The organism is Extensimonas soli (assembly GCF_029211265.1).
GTDB lineage: Bacteria > Pseudomonadota > Gammaproteobacteria > Burkholderiales > Burkholderiaceae_C > Extensimonas > Extensimonas soli.
In genome coordinates this window covers 1-19,186 of sequence record NZ_JARGEL010000016.1, presented here as the reverse complement: position 1 = coordinate 19,186, position 19,186 = coordinate 1, and the positions used below count along the sequence as shown (strand labels likewise).

Genomic DNA, 19,186 nt, shown 5'->3' with positions numbered 1-19,186 from the left:
AAGCCGCAGCGCAGGGTCGGTGCCCGTAGCCGCGGCACGCAGCAGCCGTGCGCCGTCAGCCGTAGCGCCCGCCCGTCACGTGCAGCGTGGCGCCGCTCACGTAGCCCGCGAGCTCGCTCGCAAGAAAGCACACCGCGCTCGCGATGTCGCGCGGCTGGCCCACGCGGCCCACGGGCGTGCGCGCGAGGGCGTTTTCCTTGATCTTGGCGTAGTGCGGCAAGTTGCGCACGCCGTCGGTCTCGATGAAGCCCGGCGCGACGGTGTTCACGGTGATGCCGTTGCGCCCGAGCTCCAGCGACAGCGCACTGCTGAAGCCCAGAATGCCCGCCTTGGCCGCCGAGTAATTGGCCTGCCCTGGATTGCCCAGGTGCGCGCGCGAAGAAATGTTGATGATGCGCCCCCACTGCTGCTCGGCCATGGTCGGCACCACGGCCTTGCTGCACAGAAACGCCCCCTTGAGGATGGTGTCCACCACCGCGTCCCAATCGGCCTCGCTGAGCTTGACGATGCGCGCATCGCGCGCAAAGCCTGCGTTGTTCACGAGGATGTGCACGCCGCCAAAGGCTTCGAGCGCCGCCTGCACGAGCCGCTCCACGTCGGCGCTGCGCGTCACGTCCGCGGCCAGCGCAATCGCCTGCAGCCCATCGCGCTGCAGCGCCACGCAGGTCTCGGCCGCGACCGCGCCGTCGATGTCGGTAATCACCACGCGCGCCCCTTCCTCAGCCAGCGCCCGCGCCGTCTCCGCCCCAATCCCCCGCCCCGACCCCGTGACGATGGCCACCTTGCCTTGCAGACCCAGTTCCATGAAAACCCCTTGATTCATAGCTGCTCACGCTTGCTGCACGGCGCTTTGCAGCCAAAATCATCGAATCCGACGCAGGCTGCCGAGCGCCGAGCCAAACAAACGTTTGCTTGACAGTTTAGCGGCACTTCACCCGCACCGGGCATGCGCCGCCCGCATGCTGCAGTGTCGCGGGTGGTTTTTGGGGGCGTTGGAAGAGGGGGGCGCGGGCTTGTGCAAAGTGACGACTGCCATGCCCGCGCAAAGGATTTCAGTCCGCTCCCGGCTTTTTGGCCGGGAGAAACCTGCCGCGCGGGTGGCAAACTGCAGGTTGGTGGGCATGTGTTTCAATCCGCTCCCGGCTTTTTGGCCGGGAGAAACGCCCAACGCAGGCCATTGAAAAAGCCATGAACGAGGTTTCAATCCGCTCCCGGCTTTTTGGCCGGGAGAAACCGCTGGCCACGTTGCAAACGCAAAGGGCACGCCATGTTTCAATCCGCTCCCGGCTTTTTGGCCGGGAGAAACGTGCCCGAAGGCCCCGGCAAGGTGCGTGTTGCCAAGGTTTCAATCCGCTCCCGGCTTTTTGGCCGGGAGAAACGCGGCCAGCGTGACGCATTCACAGGCGCGCAAATGTTTCAATCCGCTCCCGGCTTTTTGGCCGGGAGAAACCGTAGTTCAGGGGCAGCTCGCTTTGCAGGCGCATGTTTCAATCCGCTCCCGGCTTTTTGGCCGGGAGAAACCAAGAATCGGTACAACTTCGGCGCTGAGTGCACGGTTTCAATCCGCTCCCGGCTTTTTGGCCGGGAGAAACGTGGCGCAGTACGCCACCCCTGAACTGGAGTTTTGTTTCAATCCGCTCCCGGCTTTTTGGCCGGGAGAAACGCCAGTAGGCGCACCACCACCAGCTGGGACTTCGAGTTTCAATCCGCTCCCGGCTTTTTGGCCGGGAGAAACAGATCAACGACCCCTTGCTGATCTAATGGGCAAGGAGTTTCAATCCGCTCCCGGCTTTTTGGCCGGGAGAAACTCCAACTCTCGTTGCTGGCTTTCTGAGCCTGTCACGTTTCAATCCGCTCCCGGCTTTTTGGCCGGGAGAAACGCCAGTAGGCGCACCACCACCAGCTGGGACTTCGAGTTTCAATCCGCTCCCGGCTTTTTGGCCGGGAGAAACTCCAACTCTCGTTGCTGGCTTTCTGAGCCTGTCACGTTTCAATCCGCTCCCGGCTTTTTGGCCGGGAGAAACCTGGACATCATGATGTTTCGACTCGTCAACAGGAAGTTTCAATCCGCTCCCGGCTTTTTGGCCGGGAGAAACCGGATGGTGCTTTTCGGGCTGCCTTGAGTATTGAGTGTTTCAATCCGCTCCCGGCTTTTTGGCCGGGAGAAACTTGTAAGTTGCTGATTTCATGCCTAACCTCGTCAGTTTCAATCCGCTCCCGGCTTTTTGGCCGGGAGAAACGCCGCCATAGGGAGTAAACCAGCCCGGGGACAGCGTTTCAATCCGCTCCCGGCTTTTTGGCCGGGAGAAACGCTTCGCGCAACGATGTCATGCTGCGCAGAAAGGCGTTTCAATCCGCTCCCGGCTTTTTGGCCGGGAGAAACCGATGATGCGCTCTATCTGTGCCTCGGTTAGCTGATGTTTCAATCCGCTCCCGGTTTTTTGGCCGGGAGAAACCCAGCGTGCGCACGCTCATCGTGGACGAGGTGGACGTTTCAATCCGCTCCCGGCTTTTTGGCCGGGAGAAACTCTATCTTAGTCATTTGTCAAACTGCCCTTCTGTGTTTCAATCCGCTCCCGGCTTTTTGGCCGGGAGAAACGCCACGCATCGCCATGCCCCGCAAAGCGGGGCCACGAGTTTCAATCCGCTCCCGGCTTTTTGGCCGGGAGAAACCACACCAGAGGTACAGAGCGGCGACGCCCAAGACGTTTCAATCCGCTCCCGGCTTTTTGGCCGGGAGAAACGCCCAAGCTGGCGCAGCTGGTGCGCATAGCGTTCGTTTCAATCCGCTCCCGGCTTTTTGGCCGGGAGAAACCCGCGGCGTGTGCACCGTGCGCTTTGCCGCCACCGTTTCAATCCGCTCCCGGCTTTTTGGCCGGGAGAAACGTGTTCGACCGGGCGCACCTGCATGCCAAGTTGGTTTCAATCCGCTCCCGGCTTTTTGGCCGGGAGAAACGGCGGATGCGCCTACCTTGCTGGGCACGGCGGCGGTGGTTTCAATCCGCTCCCGGCTTTTTGGCCGGGAGAAACGAACCAGCGCTGCACGGGCGTTTCGCTGGAAAATGTGTTTCAATCCGCTCCCGGCTTTTTGGCCGGGAGAAACCGCAACCCCTGACCGGATAGCTTGCGTCCGAGTTGTTTCAATCCGCTCCCGGCTTTTTGGCCGGGAGAAACTAATCTGACCGACGTCAAGCCCTTAGTTGTCAAGTGGTTTCAATCCGCTCCCGGCTTTTTGGCCGGGAGAAACGCGCAGGCCGGCAAGCGTGGCTCGCGCGTGCTCGATGTTTCAATCCGCTCCCGGCTTTTTGGCCGGGAGAAACTCCTTGGTGGGCTGCGTCAGGCCCTCATGGCACTGTTTCAATCCGCTCCCGGCTTTTTGGCCGGGAGAAACGCGTGGTAGCTGCTCGATCGTGCCGGGCGCAAAATGTTTCAATCCGCTCCCGGCTTTTTGGCCGGGAGAAACGCCGCTGCAAGTCACGCTCAAACTACCGGCATTAACGTTTCAATCCGCTCCCGGCTTTTTGGCCGGGAGAAACATCCCACGTGCCACGGATAGGAGCAGGCTTAGAGCGTTTCAATCCGCTCCCGGCTTTTTGGCCGGGAGAAACGGTACGACGCTGCGAGGCTTGACGAGGTGAGTCTGTTTCAATCCGCTCCCGGCTTTTTGGCCGGGAGAAACGTTTTGCCGTGGCGCGTATGCACGCGGTGGCCGTTGTTTCAATCCGCTCCCGGCTTTTTGGCCGGGAGAAACCTGCCCCGGCCATCAGGGACGAAGAGATCGATGAGCGTTTCAATCCGCTCCCGGCTTTTTGGCCGGGAGAAACCCAGTGCGAAAGTGCTTCTCGCGGAGAACACAGAGTTTCAATCCGCTCCCGGCTTTTTGGCCGGGAGAAACGCCCTTGGGTGTTTGGGCATATTTGCGGTAGTCGAGTTTCAATCCGCTCCCGGCTTTTTGGCCGGGAGAAACCGGCGTGCGATCTATGAGCGTGATTGCCTACGGCGCGTTTCAATCCGCTCCCGGCTTTTTGGCCGGGAGAAACGCTTCCAAGGGCGCGGCTGGCCCGTCGTGACGCTGTTTCAATCCGCTCCCGGCTTTTTGGCCGGGAGAAACGTACCTGGTTTCCGGGTAAGATGTCAACACCGCATGTTTCAATCCGCTCCCGGCTTTTTGGCCGGGAGAAACCGAGGATCGCATCAAGTCACTGGTCGGAGTGGCTGAGTTTCAATCCGCTCCCGGCTTTTTGGCCGGGAGAAACGGCCAAGGACCGCAGCGGGAAGCTGGATGCATGGGTTTCAATCCGCTCCCGGCTTTTTGGCCGGGAGAAACGGGAACGATGCAGCGCATGTTGGTGCGGATGGAGGTTTCAATCCGCTCCCGGCTTTTTGGCCGGGAGAAACCCGCGTTGGCTTTGCGCACCAGCGTGCTTTTGCAGTTTCAATCCGCTCCCGGCTTTTTGGCCGGGAGAAACGTCAAACGCCGCGCTGCAGAGCGCGCACTGTGCGAGTTTCAATCCGCTCCCGGCTTTTTGGCCGGGAGAAACTTGCAGACAGCCACGTACAAGGCCCGGTCAATCTGTTTCAATCCGCTCCCGGCTTTTTGGCCGGGAGAAACGACCGTGAGCGTTCCGTTCTCACTACCCACTTTCGTTTCAATCCGCTCCCGGCTTTTTGGCCGGGAGAAACATCTCAGCCGACACAATCGCCTGTGTGTCAATGTCGTTTCAATCCGCTCCCGGCTTTTTGGCCGGGAGAAACCCGAACATGTCTTTCAGTTGCCCGCCCTGTTGCAAGTTTCAATCCGCTCCCGGCTTTTTGGCCGGGAGAAACCGCCAGTGAACGTCAACGTCAGATCGGCGTTGGGGTTTCAATCCGCTCCCGGCTTTTTGGCCGGGAGAAACGCATTCGGGCTGTTCCGTGTCTGTGGGTTGGCACGTTTCAATCCGCTCCCGGCTTTTTGGCCGGGAGAAACCCCAATATCTACGTGGGGCGTGCCGTGACCGCGTTTCAATCCGCTCCCGGCTTTTTGGCCGGGAGAAACTCCGTCCTCACAACCATCGGTTGCAAAAACGAATTTTTCGTGCGCCGCGCGAACCTCGCCCCACGGACTTTTCTGCCTTTGGGTCAAAGTACGCACGGCGCATGAATTCTTTGTATTTTCAACAAGATAGACGCCCCGCGAACCATCTGAGAGACCACTGCCTGCTGAAGGTTCGCGGGCATTTCCATCAGACCATCAACGGTCCGTCGAAGTCCACCGAGCGGAACACCCCATACTGCTTGACGCGCAGTTGGGCCGGCTCGCTGATGCGGTAAAGGCGCAGATTGTCCTCGGTCTCGTCGATCTCGGCGAGCAAGGTGCGTTCGAGCTGCTCGAATTGCATTTCATTGACCTGGCACTCGAACACGGATTTCTGCACGCGCTGGCCCATGCTTTCGCACACCTTGGCCACGCGCCGCAGGCGCCGGCGGCCGGCGGCGGTTTCGGTGGAGACATCGTAGGTGACGAGGATCAGCATGGTGGCGTTATTTCGGCAGATACGGCAGATAGCCGTCCATCTCGCCGCGCACGGTGCGCGCCATCAGACGTGCCTGCACAAAGGGCACGATGCCGATGGGGACTTTGATGCCGAGCAGCGGATGGGTGACCTCCTCCTGCTTGCGCTCCTGCCAGGCGGTGATGACGGTGCGCCGGCCGCTGTCGTTCAGCAGCACCGCACCGCCTTCGCGCTCGTCGAAGTCGCGCGGGCCGAGCTGGCTGCGGTTGATGAGGGTGAGCGCGAGGCGATCAGCGAGTATGGCGCGGAATTCCTCCTGCAAGTCGAGCGCGAGCGCGGCGCGGCCCGGGCGCACGGCGTGCAGGAAGCCGAGCTGCGGATCGAGACCGACCGCCTCCAGCGCTGAACGGCAGTCGTTCATGGACATGGAATAGAGAAACGACAGCAGCGCGTTGAAGCGGTCCAGCGGTGGCCTGCGCGTGCGGCCGTTCAGCGTGAAGTGCTCGCGCACCTGGGGTTTGACGACGAGGTTGAGCGCCGCAAAGTAACCGCGCGCAGCCTCGCCTTCCACGCCGCGCAGCGCATCGAGGTCGGCCGCCTTCGCGGCGGCGCGCAGCGATGCGGCGAGGTTGTCAGCGGCGCGGTTGAGCTGGGCTTGCTCATCGGCAGTAGCCGCCTCGCGCGCGGCGCGCAGCAGCAGATTGCGGCTGTTCTTGAGCTTGCCGGCGACGATGGCGCGGGCGAATTCGAGGGCAAACGCGCCATCCCACGCGCTGCGGTGCTGCGCCTGGCGCAGCAGGATGTTGCCCGATACGGGCCCTTCGAGCCGCGCCTTGAAGCGCCCATGCGCGTCGAGCAACACGAGCGACTTGCCCTCGTCCGCGAGTCGGTGCATGAGCGCGGGCGAGACGAGCACGTTGCCAAGGCACACGATGCCGCCCAGATGGTGCAGCGGCACTTGCAGACGCTTTTCGCGCTCGACGTCGATGCGCACGGTGTCGTTTTCGAGGTGCGCGTAGGCGTCGGGCGTCAGCACATAGAGCGTGTTTTGCAGGGCGTACACGGCGGTCATTCCTGTACGCTGGTATCGAACAATTCCGCGCGCAATGCGTTTTGCACGCTCCGGGCAGCAAGCGCCGCGGGCTGGCAGATCTCGATCAGCGAGCACTCGCGGCAGCGCGCGTCGTTTGCGGGCGGCGGGAGGCGGCCGCTCGCGAGCATGGCGCGGATCGCCTCGGCGGTCTCAACCACCAGCGCGCGCAGCGCCGGGGTGATTTCCACCTCGCGCCTGCGGCGGCTCGAAGCGTGGTAGATGGCGCCGTGCGTGACCGGCCGGGCGAGCATTTCTTCGAGACACAGCGCCTGGGCGGCAAGCTGCACATCGTCGTGGCGTTTGGCGCGTTTGGGGCCGTGTTTGAACTCGACCGGAAAGATGCGCCCATCGGGGTGGAACTCGACCAGATCGGCCTTGCCGATCAGGCCCAGCCGATCCGACCACAGCGGCAATGCGCGCTCCACCTTTACGCCTGCCTGCATCTCGTAGCCTGGCGTATCGACCAGATGGTGCAGGGCCTGTCCGCGCGCCGTGTGGACGTTGTCGGCAAACGATTGTTCGAGGTGGATCAGCCCGCACTGGCGCGGACAGTAGCACCAGTGCTGGAGGGCGGAGATCGGGATGGAATAGTCGTCCTCGCGCACGGCTCACTCCATGAGGCGCGACAGCAGCTCATCCCGGCCCAGACCGTGATGCGCGGCCACGGCCTCCAAAATGGCCGCGAGCGTGCCCACGCGCAGCGGATCATGGCGCGGCACGGTGACATGGTGCTCGCCGTGCTGGTGGCTGGTCAGGCGGATATGACTGCCGGTCTGCCGCGTGACGCCGTAGCCGAGCCGCGCCAGACGCCGCACGAGCTCCGCGCCGCTCAGGTCTCTGGGCAACCTCATGCAGCGATGACCTCTTCGCGCGAGATGTGCAGGCGGATCAGGCTCGGGCATTCGCCAGGCTCGAAGTGGCAATGCACGGCATCCCGTATTTGCGCGCGCAACTGCGCCAGATCGTCGGCCTCGGTGAAGATGTCCGCGCCGACGGCACGCGCAAGGTAGCCGCCTTCGGGCGCCTGTTCGACGATGACGTGGATTTCGCTCATGGCCGTCTCCCAAAAGATTTTCTTCAGCAAGGTTGCTGCAAAGTCACGCCATTAGGCAAGTCGTCCGCCGCGACGCGCACCTCGTAATCCGCGAACGCGCGCGGCACGTCCACACCGTCTTTGCGCTTGACCTCGACGCGCTCGAACAGCGCATGCGCGGGCGCGTTGCCCAGCTCGGAATCGTGCTTGAAGACGTAGAGCCCGCGCGTCGTCATCTCGCCGCGTGCGGCCGAGCGGTCGTGCTCGAACATCTGGCACAGCGCCTGCCACAGCAGCGCCAGGTCGTCGCCCGAAAAGCCGGTCTGCTTGGCGAGAAAGGCCGACACGAAACCATGCGCGCGGTACAGGCCATAGGGTACGGTGTGCTTGCGGCCCATGGTGCGGTTGTCGCCTTCCTGCTTTTCGGCTTCCGCCTCGGTAGCGACGGCCATCCGCGTAATGGAATGTTCGGACGCAACGATGGGATCGACAGAACGGGCAAAGGTAAGCTGAACGGGCCCGCGCACCTGGCCGCAATTGATGCCGGTGGACATCACGGCGCCGAAGGTGCGCACGTCGAAGAAGTTGCGGCACATCCAGGCGCGGGCCTGATCGACCGCGTCGCCGCCCTTGCGCTTTTTGTCGTCGCCGGCGAGCAGGTCTTTGCGGCCGATGCCGATGTAGGCGCGCTTGTGCTGGTTGTTGAGGATGGCTTTTTCTTTCACGTAAATCTCATGGGGCGGCTGCTCGCCTTTCACCAGCCCGACGAAATTGCGCACCTTGCGCTTGAGCGCCACATCGGTCACGAGGCCATGGCCGGTTTCGGCGTCCAGCCGCGGCAGGTTGCCGGCGTCCGGGTCGCCGTTGGGGTTGCCGTCCTTCACATCGAACAGCAGAACGAAGTCGTAACGGTGCGCGAGGCTCATGCGGGTTCTCCCTGGGTGGATGCAGTTTCTATGGATTCGGCGGCGTGTTTGGTGAAAAACGCCTGGCGCTGGTGGTAATAGCCGAGCGCGAAACGGCCCTGATCGGGCAGGTTCAGGTGGCGCGGAAAGTCATCGACGCCGGCCATGATTTCTCCGATCAGTTTTTCCATCTGTGTGGCGCGGCCAGCATGCAGCTTGCCGAGGTGGTGGTTTTTGAGTCGCAGCAGCGTGGTGAACACCGCCACCGGCGTGCTCGACGCCGCGCCGTAATAGCGGTCGCGGATGGTGGCGTTGAGGCCGGGGCTGGCTTCTTCCTGGATTTTTTCGAGCACGGCGAACAGCCGACCGAGGCGGTAGGCGGCGTTGGGGTGGTCTGGATCGAGCATCGGTGAAAACTCCTCCTTGGGTAAATGGCGGCGGCGGGCGTCGCGGTTGAGCCAGGCCTTGATGGCGGCGGCGCGCGGGTAGCTCACTTGTTGTTCGGCACGGCAGCGCTGTACGGCGGCGTTGAGCAGCGTCGCGGGGTACGGCAGACCTTCGAGAATGGCGCGCATCACCTCGCCGCCGAGATTGGGTGGGATGTTGTCGGCCTTGCCCTGCACCGCGGTGGCGGCGAGCAGACGGAACAGCGACAGGTGCTCAGGATCGCGCGGCGAGCGCGCCACGGCGAGGTCGTCGAAGTGCCGCTGGATGCGCCGCGCGAGTTCGATCGCCGGTGCGGTGTCCCAGAAACGCACCGCGATGCGCGCCGCGTTGGGCGCAAGGCCCAGTACGTAAAAGCGCGTGTCGTCGCTGCCCACAGCAAAGCGCCCGCTCTCGACCGCGCGGTAGAGCGCGCGCAGCGCGTCGGTGCCGCGATCCGGGTCATCCTTGGGCGACTCGCCGAACAGGTCTGCGAGTGAGGCTTCGAGTTCGTGCGGCTCTTCGGCCCAGAACACCGTCGAGGCATCGCCCACCTGGATGCGCTGGCGCGAGCCCTTGGCGAGCAGATGGTTGAGGGCGGTGGTGTAGGCGAAGGCGGCGGCCTTGCCGACTGGGGAGTTGTAGCCTTGCTGTTTGCCGTATGAAGCAAAGGCGGGTGTCTGGCCGCTATTGCTTTTACCCTCGCTTTTGTTGTTGATGCCGACAATGTTTTTGTTCGCGATAGCGCCGGGTTTGTCCCATATGCCCTTTATCGGCGGGTGCAAGCGCTCGATAACATCAGACTCCCCGCTCACAAGGCAGAAACCGTCGGATTTTTCATCTGATTGGCGACCCGCGGCCTCCGTCACCGCCGGGCGCTGGCAGACCAGCTCCACATCGCCGTGCCGCCGAAACGTCAGCAGCGGATTGGTCGTTTTGATCTCCTCCCATGCCGGATGCTTGGCGAGTGCGTCGAAGTCGATGCGCTCGAGAAACTTGAGCACCGCCGCCACGCCGGCATCGGCTTTGGCGACATCCGGCAGCGCTTCGATGCGGGCACGAAAGGCCGCGTGCTGTTCGGCCACGCGCTCGGGCTTGCCGCGGGTGTCGATGCCGAGCACGTATTCGGCCGTGTCCCAGAGCAGATTGGCGGCGACACCGGAGGTCTTCTTGACCGCCTTGGGCACCAGAAAGCGCTGGGCGGTTTTCTTCTTGCCATCGCCGCTGCGGGTATCGAGGATCTGCACCAGCCTGCCCTCGCCGTCGATTTCGAGGATGAATGGAATCTCCTTCTCCTCGAAGCCATAGGCCGGCAGGCGCTGGGCCGGGTCGGGGTCGGCCTGTTTGCGCCGGTAGTAGTCGGCAAGCGCTTGCAGGATCATGCGCGCACCTCCGCGTCGTCGAAGTCCGGCACTTCCACCACGCCGCCCGTCAGCTGCGCGCGGAAAAAGCGCGGCACCGGATCGGCCGGGTTGTTGAAGTCGAGGTCGTGCAACATGAAGCCGAGATCGCGCGTCTCGGCGATCGGTGGCGGCTCGTTACCCAATTCCGTTACCAGCCGGAACGCGGCGGCAAATTCGCGGCAGCCCAGATACGGCTGGTTCACGCACTGGCCCCGGCCGGCGCGGCGCTCAAACATCTCGCGGTATTTGATGAGCGTTTCGCCCGGCGGCGCATTGGGTTGCAAGGTCAGCTCCGCGTGCAGGCGGTACGCGACGTCGCGCAGGAACAGGCCCGCGCGCTGCTGGCGTTCGTCCTCGATGTAGAGCGCCAGATCGCCGCTGCCGGTGCGCATGGCGCTCTCGACGTTGCGCGTGGAGACCACGCCCGCCACCTCGTTGCGGCGCAGGTTGATCCAGCGGATGGGCGCCAGCACCTCGATGCGCCGCACCCGCCAGCGGATGGCAGGCTTCCACAGGATGGCCTCGAACACCGCGCGCGCCGCGGAGGGCGTGATGAGGTCATAGCTCACGCGCTCGACCTTCATCTCGGGCCGGGTAAAACAGGCGAAATCGCCGCGAACTTCGAGACAATGGGTCTTGGTCATTGGCATATGGCATTCTCAAACCATGAGCGGCCGCGCGGGATCGCCGCCGTCGGCGACGCGCAACCCGAGCACCGCATCGTAGAGCACATCGCCCACCTGCACGAACAGGCCCGGCAATAGTTCCTCGATGTCGCCCTGCGCCAGCAAACGCCGGGCGTCGCGCTGATGGATGCTCACCGTGTAGCGCTGCAAGGCGCGCAGCAGCCAGCGCTCGGCGCCGCCCTTGCGCAGTTGCGCGAGGCGCAGATCGACGGTGGCGTCCTGCCCATCCGGCCCCCGATAGAGGACGATCACGCTCGCCTGGTCGGCATCGTCGATCAGGCGAAACCTGTCGGCGGCGCTGCGGAAGTTCACGGCCAGCGTCTTGCCATCCACGGCGAGCAGCTTTTCGATGCCGTGCTTGTCGAGATCGCACTGGTAGTAGAGCTGGCGGAAGTAGCGCTCGAACAGCTCACGGGCTAGCGGGTCGCCTTGGTGGCCGTGCAGCACGCTGCGGCAGGCGCCCTCGCCCTTGGCGAGCAGCCCCGGCGGCGCGGCGTCGGGCGGCACGAACACCACCACCTCGCCCAAACCGGGCAGGCGGCCCTCGCGGTTGCAGCGCCCGGCGGCCTGGGCGATGGAGTCGAGCCCGGCGAGCGCGCGGTAGACGACGGGGAAGTCGAGATCGACGCCGGCCTCGACGAGCTGGGTGCTGACCACGCGCGTCGGCGCGCCGGTCTTGAGGCGCGTTTTGATGGCGGCGATCACATCGGCCCGGTGCGCGCCACACATCAGCGCCGACAGGTGCAGCGTGTCCTTCGGCAGCAGCGCGTGCAGCGCCGCGGCGTGGCGGCGGGTGTTGACGATGGCGAGCACGCTTTCGTGCGCCGCAAGCTCGGCGGCGAGGTCTTGCCAGGTGGTGCGCTGTTGCCAGTCGGCGGGCAGGCGCACGTTGACGCGCTTCAAATCCCGATACAGCTCGTCCGGCGTCTCCACATGCGGGCCGCCCTGCATCAGCTCGCGCGCCTCGTCGAGCCCATGGATGGTTTTCTGCGGGTCGAAATACTCCTGCCGGGCGAGCGCCGGCTGGGTGGCGGTGCTGAGCACGACGGTGACGCCGTAGTGTCGCGTGAGCAGGTTCAGCACGCCGAGGATCGGCTTCAGGAATTCGGGCGGCAGCAGCTGCGCTTCGTCGAGCACCACCACGCTGCCGGCGATGTGGTGCAGCTTGCGGCAGCGGCTGGTGCGCGCCGCGAACAGCGACTCGAAAAACTGCACGCTGGTGGTGACGACGATGGGCGCGTCCCAGTTCTCGCACGCGAGGCGGCTGCGCAGGCTCTCGCGGCCGGGGTCGGACTCGGCGTTGCTGTGGTGCTCGACGACGGCCTCACCGAAGATGCCGCGGAATACATCGGCGGTCTGCTCGATGATGCTGGTGTAGGGGATCACGTAGATGACCCGCCGCTGGCCGTGCGTGAGGGCGTGATCGAACGCAAAGGCCATGGCCGCCAGCGTCTTGCCGCCGCCGGTGGGCACGGTGAGCGAGAAGTGGCCAGGCTTTTCTGCGGCCTTGGCGCGGCACTGGGCGAGGATGCATGCGCGCAGCCGGTTGACCGGCGTGTCGGGCGCAGCCGCAGCGAGCTCAGCCATGTGGGCGTCGAAGGCGGTGCGCAGCGCGGCGAGTTCCGGCCAGGCGCCGCGCGCGGCCGTCTTGCCTTCGTCCATGAAGGCTTCGGTGTCGAGGAAGTCGGCATCGACCAGCGCCGAGAACAGCATGCGCAGCCACAGCGCGAAGCCGGCGGAGCTGCCTGGAATGGCGCGCAGGTTGGGATCAAAACCACCGTGGTCGAGGATCTCGGGCGGCGCCGCAGCGAGCGCTTCGGCCAGCTCGATGCGGCTGCCTTCCGATGCGAGGCGCGCTTCGAGACTGCCCGCGTCGGAGTTCCAGTCGTACAGCCCCGCGTGGTGACTGGCGATCAGATAGGCCAGCACCCGGCCCGTCGTGCCGAAGCGCTCGCAGGCGAGCAAGGCCCCGGCAGTGGAGTGCGACACGCGCCCGGCGCCACCTTCGATGTGGGCGTTCTCGGCCTCGGCGCCGCTGGCGGCGCGCAGGTAGCGCTGAAAGCCCGGCCGGTACTTGCCGAGGTCATGCCACAGGCCGGCCAGGCGTGCCCAATCGGCGCCATAGCTGCTTGCAAATTGCGCCGCCAGCGCCGCAACGGCACACAGATGCGCCGACAAGGCGTGGGGCGTGCGCCAGGAGCCGTCGGCGTTGCGCGCAGTATGGGCGGCGGGGGCATCACTGGGCTTCATGGCCCCATTTTTTCACGGGTCGCCTGTCCCCTCTTGGACATGGCCGCTACCCGTGATTGCTGAAGCCCCCTGCGCTTCACCCCGGCACGCCCAGCACCACATGGCTGGCCTTGATGAGCGCGGTGGCGGGGCTGCCTTCTTTGAGGCCCAGCTCCTGCACGGCTTCGCAGGTGATCACGGCGTGCACCTGGCTGCCGCCGGGCAGGGTGAGCACCACGTCGGAGTTGACCGCGCCCGGCACCAGTTTGCTCACCGTGCCGCGCAGGCGGTTGCGCGCAGAAAAGTGCACGCCTGCGTCGTCGGTGAGCAGCATCACCCAAGGGGCCTTGACGAGCGCGAACGCCGACTTGCCGGGCGCGAGGCCAAGTTCCTTGACGCTGGCCTGGGTGACGATGGCCACGAGCTTGTCGCCGCCGTCGGTGGTGATTTCGACCTCGCTGTTCACCGCACCGGCGGTGATGGCGCTGACCTTGCCGTGAAAGACGTTGCGGGCACTGACTTTCATGGGGTTTCCTTTCAAAGTGGAATGATGGCGTTATGTCTTTGGCACTATCGCGCATGCTTCTTGCATGGCGTGGATCAGTGTAGGTGCAAACCCTGTATATCCACAACCATAGCGCCTCATGCTTTTCTTTTCTTGCCCCGTGCGGGTTGCCACAAAAATGCCCGCACGTCGTGATTGTCAGGAATCGGCCAAATTGGTTATGTAGTTTTGTATATTTCGCTACACAAAAAAGGTGCCCATGATGTCCCCTCAGTCCAACAAGCTCATAGGTCGGCTGGCGCTCGAAACCGAACTCGGCCCTTTTCTCGGGGCCACGCGCATCCGCCTGCTCGAAGCCATCGGCGAGCATGGCTCGATCTCGCAGGCGGCCAAGGCCGTGCCCTTGTCGTACAAGGCGGCCTGGGATGCGGTCGATGCCATGAACAATCTGGCGGACGAACCGCTCGTGCTGCGCAGTACCGGGGGCGCACGCGGCGGCGGCACGCGCCTGACCGACTACGGGCGCAAGGTGATCGCGCTGTACCGCGCCGTGGAGCAGGAATACCAGGGCGCGCTCGACCGGCTCGCGGGCCAGATGCAGGCGCTGAACGCGGGCGACGTGCACCAGTTCCAGACGCTGCTGCGCCGCATGGCCGTGCGCACCAGCGCGCGCAACCAGTTCGTGGGCACGGTGGTGGGGCTGCACGATGGCGGCGGCGTCGATTTTGAAGTGCGCATCGCGCTCGACGCGCAGACCGAGCTCACCGCGCTGATCACGCGCGCCTCGGCAGACAACCTGGGTCTGGCGCTGGGCCAGGAGGTGGTGGCGCTGGTCAAGTCGTCCTCGCTGCTGCTGTGCACCGCGGGCGTGGGCTTGCTGAGCGCGCGCAACCAGCTCTGGGGCGAAGTGAGCCACATCCACGAAGGGCCGGTGAGCGCCGAAGTGAGCCTGGCGCTCGCGGGCGGCAAGACCGTGACCGCCGTGCTCACGCGCAACAGCGTGGACAACCTCGGCCTCGCGCCGGGCCTGCGTGCCTGCGCCGTGTTCAAGGCGTCTAGCGTGATTCTTGCGGTGCTGGGCTGAGCGGGCGTTTTTTGCCCTTCTTGTCCTTCTCGTCCTTCTTGCTTTTCTACTTTTCTTTTCCCCAACCTCACCAGGAGATTTGCCATGCCTCGCTTGCTGTTCCGCTTCTTGGCCCACCTCGCGGCCTTTGTGCTCACCCTCAGCGCCACCGCCGCGCGCGCCGACGAGGTGCAGGTGGCCGTGGCCGCCAATTTCACGGCGCCCATGCAGAAGATCGCTGCATTGTTCGCGCAGGACACGGGGCACAAGGCCGTGCTCGCGTTCGGCTCCACGGGCAAGTTTTACGCGCAGATCAAGAACGGTGCGCCCTTCGAGGTGCTGCTCGCCGCCGACGATGAAACCCCGGCGCGGCTCGAACAGGAGGGCGCGGGGCTCGCGGGCAGCCACTTCACCTACGCCATCGGCAAACTGGTGCTGTGGAGCGCGCAGCCCGGCGTGGTGGATGAGGCGGGCGAGGTGCTGCGGCGCGGCAACTTCGCGCACCTGTCGCTGGCCAACCCCAAGCTGGCCCCCTACGGCGCAGCGGGCATAGAGGCCATGCAGGCGCTGGGCGTGTATGACGCGCTGGCGCCCAAGATCGTGCAGGCCGAGAACATCGGCCAGGCCTACCAGTTCGTCGCGAGCGGCAATGCGCAACTGGGCTTCGTTGCCTATTCGCAGGTGCTCGACGAGCAAGGGAAGTTCAAGGGCGGCTCGATGTGGATGGTGCCGGCCAAACTCTACCGCCCCATCCGCCAGGATGCCGTCGTGCTCACCAAAGGCACGGCCGGCAGCCAGCCCAAGCCTGCGGTGGCCGCGCTCATGCAATACCTGCAGGGCGAGAAGGCGCGCGCGGTGATCCAGACCTACGGCTACGGGCTGTGAGCCCGCACGCATGCCTTCGCCATCCTTTCTGCCATGCCTGCCGCCATGTCCTCTAGCCCGCTTCCAGACGCCGGCGCAGCCCAGCGCTTGACGGCACTGTCTTCGCTGCTCGGCCCCGACGACTGGTCGGCCATTGCGCTGACCCTGCGCCTTGCGGGCACGGCCACGGTGCTGCTGCTCGTGCTCGCCACGCCGCTCGCCTGGTGGCTGGCGCGCACGCGCTCGTGGTGGAAGGGGCCGGTGGGCGCCGTGGTGGCGCTGCCGCTGGTGCTGCCGCCCACGGTACTGGGGTTTTACCTGCTCGTGCTGCTCGGGCCGCTGGGGCCGGTGGGGCGGCTCATGCAGGCGTGGGGTCTCGGGCTGCTGCCTTTTACCTTTGGCGGGCTGGTGCTGGCTTCCATGGTGTATTCGCTGCCCTTCGTGGTGCAGCCGCTGCAGCAGGCTTTTGCGGCCGTGGGCACGCGCCCGCTCGAAGTCGCCGCCACCCTGCGCGCAGCGCCTTGGGATCGCTTCGTGAGCGTCGCGCTGCCGCTCGCGCGGCCGGGTTTTTTCACCGCGGGTGTGCTCGGCTTTGCGCACACGGTGGGCGAGTTCGGCGTGGTGCTGATGATGGGCGGCAACATCCCGCAGCAGACGCGCGTGGTGTCCATCCAAATCTACAACCACGTCGAAGCCATGGAGTACGCCCAGGCGCATGCGCTGGCCGGCGGCATGCTGGCGTTCAGCTTCGTCGTGCTGCTGTGGCTCTACGGCCGCGGCGCGGGGAGGCAGCCAGGTGTCTGAAGCTGCATTGGCGCCCGCGCAAGGAACGGCGCAAGGCATAGCGGCGCGCTTTGCCATCGCCTACCCCGGCTTCACGCTGCGCGCCGACTTGCAGCTGCCGGGGCACGGCGTCACGGCGCTGTTTGGCGCCTCGGGCTCGGGCAAGACCAGTTTGCTGCGCGCCATCGCCGGGCTGGAGCGGCACGCAGGCGGCTACCTCGCGGTCAACGGTGAGGTCTGGCAGGACGCGCGGCACTTCGTGCCCACGCACCGGCGCCCGCTCGGCTACGTGTTCCAGGAGGCGAGCCTGTTTGCGCACCTGGACGTGGCGCGCAACCTCGACTACGGCCTGCGGCGCATCCCGGCCGCGGCGCGGCGCGTGCCGCGCACGCAGGCGATCGACTTGCTGGGCATAGGCCACCTGTTGCAGCGCCGGCCCGATACGCTCTCGGGCGGCGAGCGCCAGCGCGTGGCCATTGCGCGCGCGCTGCTCACCGCGCCGCAGCTGCTGCTCATGGACGAGCCGCTCGCCGCGCTCGACGCGCAGCGCAAGGCCGAAATCCTGCCTTACCTCGCACGCCTGCGCGCCGAGCTCGACATCCCCGTGCTCTACGTCTCGCACGCGCTCGACGAGGTGATCCAGCTCGCCGACCACCTGGTATTTCTCGGCGGGGAAAAAGGGGCGGGCCAAGTGCTCGCCAGCGGCCCCATAGGCGCAACCCTGGCGCGCATAGACCTGCCCACGGCGCAAAGCGCCAGCGCCGCCGTGCTGATCGAGGCCACGGTGCAGGGCTACGACAGCGCCTACGAGCTGCTGCGCCTAGGCTTTGCCGGCGGCGAGCTGCTCGCGCCGCACCCCGCGCCGCTCGCGCCGGGTGCGCCCCTACGCCTGCAGGTACAGGCGCGCGACGTGAGCGTGGCGCTCGCGCCCGCGCCGGGCAGCTCCATCCTCAACCGCCTGCCTGCCACCATCACGGGCATCTCCAGCGCCGACACCCCCGCGCACATGCTGGTAAGTCTGGACGCCGGCGGCACGCCGCTGCTCGCGCGCATCACGCGCTTTTCCTGCGACCAGCTGCACCTGACCGTGGGCATGCCGGTGTGGGCGCAGATCAAGGCCGTGGCGCTGCTGGGCTGAGGCACTGCCTTCCCTTTTTCTTTTCTGCGACACGCACCGAAAAACGGAGACCACTGCCATGCCTTCCTGCGTACTCCCCGACCATGTCCTGGCAGCGCTGCTGGCCGACGACGTGCCGCACGGCGACCTCACGACCGAGGCCCTGGGCATAGGCGCGCAAGCGGCCGAGCTGCACTTTCAGGCGCGCGCAGACCTGCGGCTGTGCGGCGTCGAAGAAGCCGTGCGCCTGTTCACGCTCGCAGGCTGCCGCGCCCAGGCCCTGGCCGCGAGTGGCGATGCGCTGGCGGCGCAGCAGCCCATCCTGCACGCCGCGGGCAGCGCCGACGCCCTGCACCGCGCGTGGAAAGTCGCGCAGACCCTGGTCGAATGGGCCAGCGGACTGGCCAGCGCCGCCGCGGCGCTCGTGGCTGCCGCCCGGCCTTGCCCCGTGGCCTGCACGCGCAAGACGCCGCCGGGCAGCAAGGCGCTGGCCGTCAAGGCCGTGCGCGCCGGCGGTGCGGGCATGCACCGGCTCGGCCTGTCGGAAACGCTGCTGCTGTTCGCCGAGCACCGGCTGTTCCTCACCGAAGCCCCCGCAGCCACGATCGCGCGCCTGCAGTCCAGCCAGCCCGAGCGCAAGGTGGTGGTTGAGGTGCACAGCGTCGAAGAGGGCCTGCTGTGGGCCCAGGCGGGTGCCCACGTGCTGCAGCTCGAAAAGTTCAACCCCGACACCCTCGCCGCGCTGGCCCACCAGCTGCGCACACAGGGCCTCGCGCCCGTGCTCGCGGCCGCCGGCGGCATCCACCCCGGCAACGCCGCCGACTACGTGGCCGCGGGCGCGGCGCTGCTGGTGTCCTCCTGGCCCTACAGCGCCGCACCGCGGGACGTGGCGGTGCACTTTGTGGCCGGAGGCGCCGCGGGTGGATGAATTTTCCATATCCGTCCGCCTGCCCCGCACCACACCACACCACACCACTCTACCGGCGGTGCCTGTTGCACAATGAATGCTCTTCATCCACTTCTGGAGAGCGGACATGGGACTTTTGGACAACTTGGCGGGCGGAGTCATGGGCGCCCTGTCGGGCCAAAACACGCAGCAAGGCAGCGGCGCCATGGGAATGGTTGCCGAGCTGCTCGGCGGGCAAGGCGGCGCCGGTCTTTCCGGCCTGGTACAGGCTTTTGAGCAGCAAGAGCTCGGCGGAGTGGTCGCCTCCTGGATCGGCACGGGTGAAAACCAGCCGATTTCTGCCGAACAAATCCACGCAGTGCTGGGCAGCGAAAAAATTCAGGCCATCGCCGAGAAATTCGGCTTTTCCACGCAAGAGGCGTCCGGGCTGCTCGCGCAACTGCTGCCCCAGGTGATAGACAAACTCACCCCTGGCGGTCAGTTACCCCAAGAAGGGAACAATTTGATGGGCAGCCTGCTGGGCATGCTCAAAGGCGGTTGAGCGTTTTCAAAAAGTTTCAGCGTTTCAGCATCAGGGGCGCATTCAAGCCCCAAGTGCAACAGGGTTGATGATATTGGTCCAGTAGGCCTGGAAGTCGAAAGTTCCCTGTGGCAGGAACAACTCCGCAGGGGACTTCCAT

General features: G+C 65.4%; 17 protein-coding genes and 1 CRISPR repeat array. Of the genes, 6 read left to right on the top strand and 11 right to left on the bottom strand.

The features are described 5' to 3' along the window. Window positions 1-55: 55 nt before the first annotated feature. The 11 genes from fabG to PYV55_RS07130 all read right to left on the bottom strand — a co-directional run bounded on the left by fabG (window position 56) and on the right by PYV55_RS07130 (window position 13,793). On the bottom strand, window positions 56-805 hold the full coding sequence (gene fabG, locus PYV55_RS07180; protein WP_275850010.1) for a 3-oxoacyl-ACP reductase FabG: 750 nt from the start codon (window positions 803-805) through the stop codon (window positions 56-58). A 244-nt stretch (window positions 806-1,049) separates the two neighbouring features. Then, a CRISPR array of direct repeats spans window positions 1,050-5,038; the repeat unit is 37 nt; unit sequence GTTTCAATCCGCTCCCGGCTTTTTGGCCGGGAGAAAC. A 187-nt stretch (window positions 5,039-5,225) separates the two neighbouring features. Next, a complete protein-coding gene (cas2, locus tag PYV55_RS07175; protein WP_275850009.1) occupies window positions 5,226-5,516 on the bottom strand; it encodes a CRISPR-associated endonuclease Cas2 in 291 nt (96 codons plus the stop codon). 7 nt (window positions 5,517-5,523) lie between these two features. Further along, entirely contained in the window at window positions 5,524-6,567 is a 1,044-nt protein-coding gene (gene cas1c, locus PYV55_RS07170; protein WP_275850008.1) for a type I-C CRISPR-associated endonuclease Cas1c, read from the bottom strand. Next, window positions 6,564-7,193, bottom strand: coding sequence for a CRISPR-associated protein Cas4 (gene cas4 / locus PYV55_RS07165; protein ID WP_275850007.1), 630 nt, complete (start codon window positions 7,191-7,193; stop codon window positions 6,564-6,566). Before cas4 ends, cas1c begins: the two co-directional genes overlap by 4 nt. Window positions 7,194-7,196: 3 nt before the next feature. Next, window positions 7,197-7,439, bottom strand: coding sequence for a type II toxin-antitoxin system HicA family toxin (locus PYV55_RS07160; protein ID WP_275850006.1), 243 nt, complete (start codon window positions 7,437-7,439; stop codon window positions 7,197-7,199). Further along, window positions 7,436-7,642 (bottom strand): hypothetical protein, encoded by a 207-nt coding sequence (locus PYV55_RS07155; protein WP_275850005.1) that lies wholly within the window; start codon window positions 7,640-7,642, stop codon window positions 7,436-7,438. Before PYV55_RS07155 ends, PYV55_RS07160 begins: the two co-directional genes overlap by 4 nt. A gap of 23 nt (window positions 7,643-7,665) precedes the next feature. Beyond that, window positions 7,666-8,547, bottom strand: a complete 882-nt coding sequence (gene cas7c / locus PYV55_RS07150; RefSeq protein WP_275850004.1) for a type I-C CRISPR-associated protein Cas7/Csd2 — start codon at window positions 8,545-8,547, stop codon at window positions 7,666-7,668. After that, window positions 8,544-10,331 (bottom strand): type I-C CRISPR-associated protein Cas8c/Csd1, encoded by a 1,788-nt coding sequence (gene cas8c / locus PYV55_RS07145; RefSeq protein ID WP_275850003.1) that lies wholly within the window; start codon window positions 10,329-10,331, stop codon window positions 8,544-8,546. Before cas8c ends, cas7c begins: the two co-directional genes overlap by 4 nt. Then, complete coding sequence (gene cas5c, locus PYV55_RS07140) at window positions 10,328-10,996, bottom strand: type I-C CRISPR-associated protein Cas5c (protein WP_275850002.1); 669 nt, start codon at window positions 10,994-10,996, stop codon at window positions 10,328-10,330. The genes cas8c and cas5c overlap by 4 nt, the downstream gene beginning before the upstream one ends. Window positions 10,997-11,011: 15 nt before the next feature. Further along, window positions 11,012-13,288: a CRISPR-associated helicase Cas3' gene (cas3, locus tag PYV55_RS07135; protein WP_275850001.1), complete on the bottom strand. Its 2,277-nt coding sequence runs from the start codon at window positions 13,286-13,288 to the stop codon at window positions 11,012-11,014. Between the two features lie 76 nt (window positions 13,289-13,364). Further along, on the bottom strand, window positions 13,365-13,793 hold the full coding sequence (locus PYV55_RS07130) for a TOBE domain-containing protein (protein WP_275850000.1): 429 nt from the start codon (window positions 13,791-13,793) through the stop codon (window positions 13,365-13,367). A 238-nt stretch (window positions 13,794-14,031) separates the two neighbouring features. On the opposite strand from PYV55_RS07130, the gene PYV55_RS07125 reads away from it, so the two are divergent. The 6 genes from PYV55_RS07125 (at window position 14,032) to PYV55_RS07100 (ending at window position 19,047) form a co-directional block, all read left to right on the top strand. Beyond that, window positions 14,032-14,856, top strand: a complete 825-nt coding sequence (locus tag PYV55_RS07125) for a TOBE domain-containing protein (RefSeq protein ID WP_275849999.1) — start codon at window positions 14,032-14,034, stop codon at window positions 14,854-14,856. A gap of 84 nt (window positions 14,857-14,940) precedes the next feature. Then, window positions 14,941-15,720 (top strand): molybdate ABC transporter substrate-binding protein, encoded by a 780-nt coding sequence (gene modA, locus PYV55_RS07120; RefSeq protein ID WP_275849998.1) that lies wholly within the window; start codon window positions 14,941-14,943, stop codon window positions 15,718-15,720. 45 nt (window positions 15,721-15,765) lie between these two features. After that, window positions 15,766-16,503 (top strand): molybdate ABC transporter permease subunit, encoded by a 738-nt coding sequence (gene modB, locus PYV55_RS07115; RefSeq protein ID WP_275849997.1) that lies wholly within the window; start codon window positions 15,766-15,768, stop codon window positions 16,501-16,503. Continuing rightward, window positions 16,496-17,620, top strand: coding sequence for a molybdenum ABC transporter ATP-binding protein (gene modC / locus PYV55_RS07110; RefSeq protein WP_275849996.1), 1,125 nt, complete (start codon window positions 16,496-16,498; stop codon window positions 17,618-17,620). Before modB ends, modC begins: the two co-directional genes overlap by 8 nt. A 58-nt stretch (window positions 17,621-17,678) precedes the next feature. Then, window positions 17,679-18,527, top strand: a complete 849-nt coding sequence (gene modD / locus PYV55_RS07105) for a ModD protein (protein ID WP_275849995.1) — start codon at window positions 17,679-17,681, stop codon at window positions 18,525-18,527. Window positions 18,528-18,633: 106 nt separating this feature from the next. Continuing rightward, the gene (locus PYV55_RS07100; RefSeq protein ID WP_275849994.1) at window positions 18,634-19,047 is read left to right on the top strand and encodes a YidB family protein; all 414 of its coding nucleotides are present in this window, start codon (window positions 18,634-18,636) and stop codon (window positions 19,045-19,047) included. Window positions 19,048-19,186: the final 139 nt, after the last annotated feature.

Bases quoted from the DNA above. Each gene is read 5' to 3' on its own strand.
- fabG (WP_275850010.1), bottom strand. From the start codon at position 805: ATGGAACTGGGTCTGCAAGGCAAGGTGGCCATCGTCACGGGGTCGGGG.
- modB (WP_275849997.1), top strand. From the start codon at position 15,766: ATGTCCTCTAGCCCGCTTCCAGACGCCGGCGCAGCCCAGCGCTTGACG.
- cas8c (WP_275850003.1), bottom strand. From the start codon at position 10,331: ATGATCCTGCAAGCGCTTGCCGACTACTACCGGCGCAAACAGGCCGAC.
- modA (WP_275849998.1), top strand. From the start codon at position 14,941: ATGCCTCGCTTGCTGTTCCGCTTCTTGGCCCACCTCGCGGCCTTTGTG.
- cas2 (WP_275850009.1), bottom strand. From the start codon at position 5,516: ATGCTGATCCTCGTCACCTACGATGTCTCCACCGAAACCGCCGCCGGC.
- PYV55_RS07130 (WP_275850000.1), bottom strand. From the start codon at position 13,793: ATGAAAGTCAGTGCCCGCAACGTCTTTCACGGCAAGGTCAGCGCCATC.
- cas1c (WP_275850008.1), bottom strand. From the start codon at position 6,567: ATGACCGCCGTGTACGCCCTGCAAAACACGCTCTATGTGCTGACGCCC.
- PYV55_RS07100 (WP_275849994.1), top strand. From the start codon at position 18,634: ATGGGACTTTTGGACAACTTGGCGGGCGGAGTCATGGGCGCCCTGTCG.
- modD (WP_275849995.1), top strand. From the start codon at position 17,679: ATGCCTTCCTGCGTACTCCCCGACCATGTCCTGGCAGCGCTGCTGGCC.
- PYV55_RS07155 (WP_275850005.1), bottom strand. From the start codon at position 7,642: ATGAGCGAAATCCACGTCATCGTCGAACAGGCGCCCGAAGGCGGCTAC.
- cas3 (WP_275850001.1), bottom strand. From the start codon at position 13,288: ATGAAGCCCAGTGATGCCCCCGCCGCCCATACTGCGCGCAACGCCGAC.
- PYV55_RS07160 (WP_275850006.1), bottom strand. From the start codon at position 7,439: ATGAGGTTGCCCAGAGACCTGAGCGGCGCGGAGCTCGTGCGGCGTCTG.
- cas7c (WP_275850004.1), bottom strand. From the start codon at position 8,547: ATGAGCCTCGCGCACCGTTACGACTTCGTTCTGCTGTTCGATGTGAAG.
- PYV55_RS07125 (WP_275849999.1), top strand. From the start codon at position 14,032: ATGATGTCCCCTCAGTCCAACAAGCTCATAGGTCGGCTGGCGCTCGAA.
- cas5c (WP_275850002.1), bottom strand. From the start codon at position 10,996: ATGACCAAGACCCATTGTCTCGAAGTTCGCGGCGATTTCGCCTGTTTT.